General features: G+C 35.2%; 5 protein-coding genes and 1 tRNA gene. 4 read left to right on the forward strand and 2 right to left on the reverse strand.

All coding sequences use genetic code 11. The annotated features are described in order from the left end of the window. Positions 1-258 precede the first annotated feature (258 nt). Positions 259-1239, reverse strand: coding sequence for a tRNA dihydrouridine(20/20a) synthase DusA (gene dusA, locus ACFINK_RS05845; RefSeq protein WP_375613406.1), 981 nt, complete (start codon positions 1237-1239; stop codon positions 259-261). A 699-nt stretch (positions 1240-1938) separates the two neighbouring features. Then, entirely contained in the window at positions 1939-3468 is a 1530-nt protein-coding gene (gene glpD / locus ACFINK_RS05850) for a glycerol-3-phosphate dehydrogenase (protein WP_375628154.1), read from the reverse strand. Between the two features lie 345 nt (positions 3469-3813). Here glpD and ACFINK_RS05855 point away from each other — a divergent pair, with 345 nt between their 5' ends. The 4 genes from ACFINK_RS05855 to ACFINK_RS05870 all read left to right on the forward strand — a co-directional run bounded on the left by ACFINK_RS05855 (position 3814) and on the right by ACFINK_RS05870 (position 7070). Further along, positions 3814-4686 carry a DsbA family protein gene (locus ACFINK_RS05855; RefSeq protein WP_375621287.1) on the forward strand — a complete coding sequence of 291 codons (873 nt, stop codon included), beginning with the start codon at positions 3814-3816 and terminating at the stop codon, positions 4684-4686. 242 nt (positions 4687-4928) lie between these two features. Then, a complete protein-coding gene (gene accB, locus ACFINK_RS05860; protein ID WP_375613403.1) occupies positions 4929-5426 on the forward strand; it encodes an acetyl-CoA carboxylase biotin carboxyl carrier protein in 498 nt (165 codons plus the stop codon). A gap of 14 nt (positions 5427-5440) precedes the next feature. After that, on the forward strand, positions 5441-6799 hold the full coding sequence (gene accC, locus ACFINK_RS05865) for an acetyl-CoA carboxylase biotin carboxylase subunit (RefSeq protein ID WP_375638420.1): 1359 nt from the start codon (positions 5441-5443) through the stop codon (positions 6797-6799). A 195-nt stretch (positions 6800-6994) separates the two neighbouring features. Further along, positions 6995-7070: transfer RNA gene (locus ACFINK_RS05870), tRNA-Thr, on the forward strand. The last annotated feature ends 160 nt before the right edge of the window (positions 7071-7230 follow it).

Below are 7230 nucleotides of genomic sequence, written 5' to 3' on the forward strand. Positions count from 1 at the left end.
CAACCCTAATAACAAACGTGCAAGATTCAAAATGTTATTAATATCTTATGATTACCTTTACAGTGATACCCTTAACCTATTTTTTATTTAATAGGCATAATCAGCATGCCGTTTAATATATACATTCCAACAATTCTTATGCATAATAAAAGTTATAAACTTTCAAAAACTTATAAAATTGAAGAGATCAAAATTATCGCAAAGACATCCAAACGCAAAGGATCTCAACTTTAATATATGTTAATTATTAGGCTATTATTAAATGAGAGCATAAAAAGCTTCTTTTAAAATACATATATCTGCATTTGGTTTTGTCGCATCATTTGATAATATTTGCCTCCATCGACGTGCCCCACCCCGCCCATGAAATAAACCAATCATGTGACGTGTCACATGAGAAAGCCGCCCCCCCGATGCAATATGTCGAGCTGTATAATCACACATAACCTCAATAAGATCACTCTCACTCAGATTATTTTGCGTCTCACCATAGAGTTCAAAATCAATATGTTTTAACAAAGCTGGATTATGATAAACTTGGCGACCAACCATGACAGCATCACAGAAAGTTAAGTGTTCTTTGATCTCATCAATCGATTTAATTCCACCATTTATCCCAATGAATTTATGAGGATATTTACGTTTTAATTTGTAAACTCTTTCATAATTAAGGGGCGGAATATTACGGTTTTCTTTCGGACTCAATCCTTGCAGCCATGCCTTGCGTGCATGTATCCAGAGCGCATCACATCCAGCATTCCAAACCTGATTAGCCAAAAGATCTAACGCTAACTCTTCATCTTGTTCGTCCACTCCAATCCGACATTTGACAGTTACAGGTATAGTAACCTCTCGTTTCATCGCTTCCACGGCATTTGCCACAATGTCTGGATGTAGCATCAAACAAGCCCCAAAGACACCTGCTTGAACACGATTTGATGGGCACCCGACATTAAGATTTATTTCGTTGTAGCCAAAATCCTCAGCAATTCGTGCAGCTTCTGCTAACTTTCTCGGATCAGCCCCCCCTAGTTGTAATGCAACTGGACGTTCTTTATCGCTAAAAGCCAACAATTGTTCGCGAACACCATGAATGACAGCATCTGCTACCATCATTTCCGTATAAAGGAGAGCTTTTTTCGTTAAAAGACGATAAAAAAACCTGCAATGTCGGTCTGTCCAGTCCAACATTGGTGCTACTGCAAATTTTATAGGCGATGGAAGGTTGTAAAATATCATGAGGGTATTACTCTCACGTCCCTATAGCTCTCTCTTTATACATAGAAAAATACTTACTTTTAGTTTACGGAAAATTTTATTCTCTTATACTATCATGAGTATAATAACAGTTCATTATTTTCAATTGATATCAAGGTTTACTACAATCAATCATGATAAAACACAATATCGCATTTCTCATAGATTAGTGTTTAGGTATATAAACATGAAAAAAGAAGATTTTCACCATAATATAAAAAACTCATTTACAAGTTCTTCTTACGCTCATCAAGCCTCCATCCTTACATGATTTAGCACAGCATTTAAGATAATAAATGCTAAACTAACACATTATACAATTTTTTATAATAGATTTAATTTTCTTTAGATTTTTTTAACTTATTGTGCAAATAAATGCTACAGAAAGTATCTTTATCTTCTCCTAAAGAAAGAATAAAAATCCTTATTTCACATGAATCTAATTATAAATCATTTTTTTCAATGAGTTATTCTTGGTAACATTCTTGAATTTCACTTTATAAGATAGACAAATTTCATCCTAAATATTCTATCTAATTTTGCCATTTTGTGATTCTTGCAAAAAAAACTAAAATCAGGGTATAGACAGCCATTGCCTTTTTAATATCTATGACTGATATCAGTATCTCTTTAAGGAAAATATTTTACAATATTGCAGATAAAATCTGTAAAATAAAATGATCATAAAAGTTGTTCAATCTCTTGTTGGCTTTGCATATAGGAAGAAAGAGTATCAACCTCTTGTTCATTAAATAGGAGACCCAGTTTTGAACGACGCCATAACACATCTTCACATACTTTAGCCCATTCTTTTTCCATCAACCATTTTACTTCTACTTCATAAAGCCCATGTCCAAAATTTTTTCCTTTATTTGCCTTACCATGTGCAAAGATCACCAATGCTTCCGTACCGTAGGAGCGTGCAAGCCTGCGATGTGTAAAAGCATCTAAATCTGGCATCAAAAGAGCAATCCTATTTTCGATTGTATCTAATTTGTTATAGGGAAAATCACCCCCTGGAAGTACTGCCTTAGCCGTCCATGATGCTCTCTTTTTACCAAGCTCTTTTTCAACAAATTTCATCGCATCTTCAGCCAACTTACGATAAGTTGTAATCTTTCCACCATAAAGATTAAGTATCTTTGGTGTCGTTCCTGTTCCCATTTCTTTTAAAACATAATCGCGCGTAATTTCTTGTGCTTTTGAAGCTCCATCATCATAGAGTGGACGAACTCCCGAGTAAGACCAGACAATCGTTTCAGGCAACACTGGTTGTATGAAATATTCACTGGCTGCTGCACAAATATAATCAATTTCTGTATCAGTAATATGAACGTCAGCCGGATCTCCTTGATAATTACAATCTGTTGTTCCAAGTAAGGTAAACTCTTCTTGATACGGAATAGCAAATATAATACGCCCATCACCATTTTGAAAAATATAAGCACGATCATGAGTATAAAGCTTGGGAACCAAAATATGAGAACCTCTAACAAGCCGTACTGGTGAATGTTCTTTACAATCTAATATGCTTGCTAAAACATGATCAATCCAAGGACCTGTCATATTCGCGACATAAGAAGCTGTGACACTATATTCTTTGCTACTTAACTTGTCTTGAAGAAAGATACGCCATTTATTGTCTTCTTTTTTTAAAGAGAGAACTTCTGTTCGTACTTTTATATCAGCTCCCCACTTTTCTGCATCACGAGCATTGCCAATAACTAAACGCGCATCATCTACTCTTGCATCAGAATATTCAAAACCTCTCTGATATTCTTTCTTCAGTGTAGAGCAAAATTTTTGTGAAAAATTAATCGTTTTACTGCGCCACAATTTCTGATTCCAATTCCCTAAATAATCATAAATAAAAAGTCCAAAACGCAACATCCAAGCAGGGCGCAATTCTTTATGATAAGGAAGGAGAAAACGCAAAGGACGCACAATATGTGGAGCCATACGTAAAATAATCTCGCGTTCTTTCAATGCTTCACGAACAAGTTTGAACTCATAGTGTTCAAGATAACGAAGCCCACCATGAATAAGCTTTGTTGACGCACTTGAGGTCCCAGATGCAAGATCGTTCATTTCAGCCAATCCCACTTTAAATCCGCGTCCTGCTGCATCTCTTGCCAATCCACAGCCGTTTATCCCTCCTCCAATGATAAACAGATCATAATGTGTTGTGGTTTTCATAATTTCACTTTTCATTATTTAATTTTGTTTCTCAGTACTCAATAAAGCAACAGGAAAAAATAATACAAATGTTCTTCATTGTATTATCAACGTACTTTTTCCTAAAATAAACACGCACAAAAAGCTTTTGATACCCTTATACATCAAAACAACATTTGACAAATTAAAGAGATTTTTTTTATCTTTTACAAAACATAATCCTTACCAAGCCAAGGTTTATCATATGAAATCTTTTTAGAGAAAAATTGATGTTTTTTCTCATTCTTAAAGATACACTATAACTAAATGCTTCATTGCACATAGATAGCGCTTTTCATATAGTTCACTCAATGACACCCTAAAAAATGTGAAGGTATACAAATGAATTATCACTCTCAAAACTCGAAAATAACACTTTTTTCAAAAATTTTAGTCATAGTTATGTCGAGTATTTTAATCTTTTTACCTTCTTTATCAAACGCAACATCACACTCAAAAACAGCAAATGATTTAAGCTTAGAAAAGCTTAAATCACAACTTTTGGAAGATTCTAGCTTTTTATCTAAGCTTAAAGAAAAAATGATACCACATACTGATTCTCATCATATTCAACAAATCGTCAGAGAGTATCTTCTTACTCATCCAGAAATTATGATTGAAATGCAGCTTATTCTTCAAGATAAGCTGGAAAAACAGAATGAATACGAAAACCAAAAACAAACTTCTGTCATTCATTCATTAGAAAAAGAGATTTTTCATTCTCCTCATGACGCTGTTTTGGGAAACCCAAATGGTAAAAGAGTGCTTGTCAATTTTTTTGATTACAACTGTGGTTATTGTAAAATTTCCTATTCAAATATAGAAGACTTGATAAAAGAATATCCAGATTTAAAGGTTATTATCAAGGACTTACCAATTTTAAGCTCTGATTCTATGGCAGCCCATACTGTTGCCTACGCATTTCGAAAACAATTTCCAGAGAAATATCCTCAGTTTCACAAAACGCTTTTAATGTATCAGGGTCGTGCAAATGAAGCTAAAGCTATTAAAGTAGCTGTTTCATTAGGAGCAGATGAAAAAAAACTACATAATGCAATAAAAGATCCCACTCTGCAAAACGCTTTTAAAGAAAACATTCAAATTGCCTCTGCACTTCATATTACGGGAACACCTTCTTACATCATTGGTGATAAAATATTCATCGGCGCAGCCAGACAAGATATTCTAAAACAAGCGATAGATAATACACAGTGAATACCTGATCCGTTTTAGGAAGAATACTGTAAATGAGGTAATTTTATGCTTTCTCTTTTTTGATAACAGGCTTATAAGTGCAATTTTACGTAAAGCAGATACAAGTTTTAAATTGCAAAGTATAATGATTTAAAGGAAATAAAAATCTTTAAAGCCTCAAAAGATGTCATCCCTAATCTAGAGATATTCGGTCATAAAATGAGATAATGACGATCTTCATTGATCAAGGAGTTAGAAATAAAATGGCAACAAAAAAAATGGATTCGGCAAAAACCGCAATTGATACGAAAATTATTCGTGATCTTGCTGAAATTTTGAATGATACAAATTTAACGAACATTGAAGTTGAACAAGGGGAGCTTCGTATTTGTGTCTCACGCCAAAATACCTTAACTTCTTCTGAGCAAGCAATCTATGCCCCTGTTTCTACTCCTACTTTTTCTGTAACATCTTCTCCAGTTCCAACAGCTGAATCTCCTATACAATCTATCCAAGAAGATAAATCAAAAAACACAATAACCTCTCCAATGGTTGGAACAGCTTATCTTGCACCCTCACCAGGCGCACAACCTTTTGTAGAAGTAGGACAAAATGTTTCTGAAGGGGAGACATTACTTATTATTGAAGCCATGAAAACAATGAATCAAATTTCATCACCGCGCTCCGGTACGGTAACCACTGTTCTTGTCAAAGATGGTCAACCTGTTGAATTTGGTGAACCACTTATTATTGTTGAATAAAGCGAGGGGCAACCATGATTCGAAAAATCCTCATTGCTAATCGAGGAGAAATTGCTCTTCGCGTTTTACGTGCATGTAAAGAACTTGGCATAAAAACCGTGGCTGTTCACTCTACCGCTGATGCAGATGCAATGCATGTTCGTCTTGCTGACGAAAGTGTTTGTATTGGCCCTCCTCCCGCTCGTGATTCTTATTTGAGTATTCAGCAAATTATTGCTGCTTGTGAAATTACAGGAGCGGATGCTGTTCATCCAGGTTATGGCTTTCTTTCTGAAAATGCAAAATTTGCAGATGTTCTAGAAGCCCATAATATTACATTCATCGGTCCAACAGCTACTCATATCCGCATCATGGGCGATAAAATCGAAGCAAAGAAAACCGCCAAAAAACTTGGTATTCCTGTAGTTCCAGGTTCAGATGGAGCAGTCACTGAAGAATCAGATGCTTTACGCACTGCTCGTGAAATTGGTTATCCAGTTATTATAAAAGCTTCTGCCGGTGGTGGCGGACGTGGTATGAAAGTCGTTCATTCTGAACAAGAATTTTCTATAGCTCTCAAAACAACGCGTTCAGAAGCGAAAGCTGCTTTTGGTGATGACGCTGTTTACATAGAAAAATATTTAGAAAAACCCCGTCATATTGAAATTCAAGTCATAGGTGATGGTGCGGGAAATGCTATTCATTTAGGAGAACGCGATTGTTCACTTCAACGACGGCATCAAAAAGTATGGGAAGAAGCTACGTCACCTGCACTTAATGAAACTGAACGGAAAAAAATTGGAAATATTGTTGCAAATGCTTGTGCCCAACTTGGATATCGTGGAGCTGGTACTATTGAATTTCTTTATGAAAATGGCGAATTTTATTTTATTGAAATGAATACACGTTTACAAGTCGAGCATCCTGTAACTGAAGCAATTACAGGTATAGATTTAGTCCACGAACAAATCCATATTGCATCAGGCTGTAAACTTTCAGTGACACAAGATGAAGTCTGTTTTTCTGGTCATGCCATTGAATGCCGTATTAATGCAGAAGATCCTATTAACTTTACGCCATCACCTGGAACCATTACACATTTTCATACACCTGGAGGTTTAGGGATTCGTGTTGATTCAGGCGCTTATTCAGGTTATCGCATTCCTCCTTACTATGATAGCATGATTGGAAAGCTGATTGTTCATGGACGTACCCGTTTAGAATGTATGATGCGTTTACGGCGTGCTTTAGATGAATTTGTCGTCGATGGGATAAAAACTACACTGCCTCTTTTTCGCGATCTTATTAATAATCAAGATGTTGCTGATGGTAATTATAATATTCACTGGCTAGAAAATTACCTTGCTCATCAATCAAAGTCTTCAGATTCGTAATTCGATAGCAAAACGGTGCATTCTTATAAAAGATTCTATAAGATATCAACATAAGGATAGTTCCAACCTTGCTGTAAAAAGTGGAAAAAGGAAATAAATTGGTTATTTTTTATATAGTTTTCTTTTAATATACATAAAATTTAATAATTTTCTGTTTTCCTTTTTGTTAGTTTGTGCTAACTCCTACATGGTTACGCCCTTATAGCTCAGTTGGTAGAGCACCTGATTTGTAATCAGGGGGTCGGGAGTTCGAGTCTCTCTGGGGGCACCATTTTATTTCTTAAACATATTGAAATATATAGTTTTTTTCTTTAAATAGCTATTTTCAGACCACCTTTTAGACCACCTTCTACAGTTTATATAATTTTACCTAATTTGTTCTTATTTGCTCCGTATTTTTCTTTGGAGTAAAAGCTAGGATCTCTTTTTTT

The organism is Bartonella sp. AA16NXGY, assembly GCF_042197325.1.
GTDB lineage: Bacteria > Pseudomonadota > Alphaproteobacteria > Rhizobiales > Rhizobiaceae > Bartonella.

What these genes read in the sequence shown, in the direction of transcription:
- dusA (WP_375613406.1), bottom strand. Translation starts at nt 1,239, where the DNA reads ATGATATTTTACAACCTTCCATCGCCTATAAAATTTGCAGTAGCACCA.
- glpD (WP_375628154.1), bottom strand. Translation starts at nt 3,468, where the DNA reads ATGAAAAGTGAAATTATGAAAACCACAACACATTATGATCTGTTTATC.
- ACFINK_RS05855 (WP_375621287.1), top strand. Translation starts at nt 3,814, where the DNA reads ATGAATTATCACTCTCAAAACTCGAAAATAACACTTTTTTCAAAAATT.
- accB (WP_375613403.1), top strand. Translation starts at nt 4,929, where the DNA reads ATGGCAACAAAAAAAATGGATTCGGCAAAAACCGCAATTGATACGAAA.
- accC (WP_375638420.1), top strand. Translation starts at nt 5,441, where the DNA reads ATGATTCGAAAAATCCTCATTGCTAATCGAGGAGAAATTGCTCTTCGC.